Origin of the sequence: Oceanicola sp. S124 (assembly GCF_000220565.1) — a bacterium.
Classification (GTDB): domain Bacteria; phylum Pseudomonadota; class Alphaproteobacteria; order Rhodobacterales; family Rhodobacteraceae; genus Pseudooceanicola.
The window spans coordinates 1-1,499 of the sequence record NZ_AFPM01000154.1 but is presented as its reverse complement, the minus strand read 5'-3'; the positions used below and the strand labels follow the sequence as shown (position 1 = coordinate 1,499).

Sequence of the window (1,499 nt, the reverse complement as noted above, 5' to 3'; positions counted from 1 at the left end):
CGCGGGCCATGTTTACGAGGTCGATGACGGGGTCTGGGCCACTGCCGGGGGCTACTATGCGGCGCAGGCGCTGCTGGACGACCTTGCGCGGATCTACGGCGTCAGCCTGCCGCCGGTCGAATGAGACAGCCGGGCGCGGTCCGACGGGCCGCGCCCCGGGGCTGCCGGCGCGGGTCGAGGCCTATTGCGCCGCGGTGGCCAGGCCCGTCTCGGTGCCGCGCGACAGGGGGACCACCACCGGGCGTTCGATGCCGGGCAGGGCGACGATGCGGCAGTCGATGTCGAAGACCTCGCGGATGCGCTCTTCGGTCAGCACCTCCTGCGTCGGACCGGTGCAGGCGATCCGGCCCCGGTCGAACAACACCACGTGATCGGCATAGCGCATGGCATGGTTGAGGTCGTGCAGCACGATGACGAAGCCGCGCCCGGCCTCCTGGTTCAGGCTGGTGATCAGGTCGAGGATGTCCAGCGCATGGGCGATGTCCAGGTGGTTGGTCGGTTCGTCCAGGAAGATCCGCGGCGCGTCCTGGGCCAGCACCATGGCGATCCAGGCGCGCTGTACCTGGCCGCCGGAGAGCTGGCCGAGGCTGCGCCCGGCAAGCTCGGTCATGTTGGTCGCTTCGAGCGCGCGGGCAACGGCGGCACGGTCGGTCGCGCGGACCGGAGCGAAGCGGCCCCGATGCGCGTAGCGGCCCAGCAGGGCGAGGTCGCGCACGCTCATGTCATCGGGGGCCGAGGGGGACTGGCTGAGCATGGCGATCTCACGCGCCAGGTCGCGCGGCCGCCAGGCCGAGACCGGCTTGCCGGCGACCTCGACCGTGCCCGCATCCGGTGCATGAAGGGCCCGCAGCACCCTCAGCGCAGTGGACTTGCCGCTGCCGTTCGGGCCGCAGAAGGCGACGACGCGCCCCTCGGGCAGCGAGAGGTCGACCGCATCGAGTGCCACCGCCCCGTCATAGCGCGCGGTGGCCCCGTGCAGGGTGGCGAAGGGGGTATCAGCCTGTGACATGGTGCCTCCGAAGCAGCAGCAGAAGGAAGATCGGGGTGCCGATCAGGGCGGTGACGGCGCCGGCGGGCAGTTCGTGCGGCGGGACGACCATGCGGCCCAGTGTGTCCGCGCCCAGCACCAGCAGGCCGCCCAGCATCGCTGTGCTCAGCAGGTAGCCAGTCGAGAACTGGCCGTGGAAGATCCGCGCCGCATGGGGGGCGATCAGCCCGACGAAGCCGATGGCTCCGACCTGCGAGACCGCCAGCGCGGTCAGCAGCACCGACAGCGCCAGCAGCGCCGCGCGGGCGGGCTCCAGTGCCAGTCCCGAGGCGCGGGCGCTGGCCGCGTCCAGGGTGATCTGCTGCATCGCCGGGCGCAGCACCAGCAGCAGCGGCACCGCCAGGGCGAGGCCCGCGCCGACCACCGCCACGTCGCTCCAGTGGGCGGCGTTGACCGAGCCGGTCAGCCAGCGCATCGCCTGTCCGGCGCGGTAGACCGGCCCGAGGATCAT

General features: G+C 72.2%; 2 protein-coding genes. Both read right to left on the bottom strand.

Annotation, left to right across the window (positions count from 1 at the left end):
* Positions 1-181: 181 nt before the first annotated feature.
* Positions 182-1,009, bottom strand: coding sequence for an ABC transporter ATP-binding protein (locus OS124_RS0110500; protein ID WP_010139539.1), 828 nt, complete (start codon positions 1,007-1,009; stop codon positions 182-184).
* Positions 996-1,499: iron chelate uptake ABC transporter family permease subunit (locus OS124_RS0110495; protein WP_010139538.1), on the bottom strand; the 504-nt coding region annotated here is incomplete at its 5' end. The genes OS124_RS0110495 and OS124_RS0110500, both read right to left, overlap by 14 nt.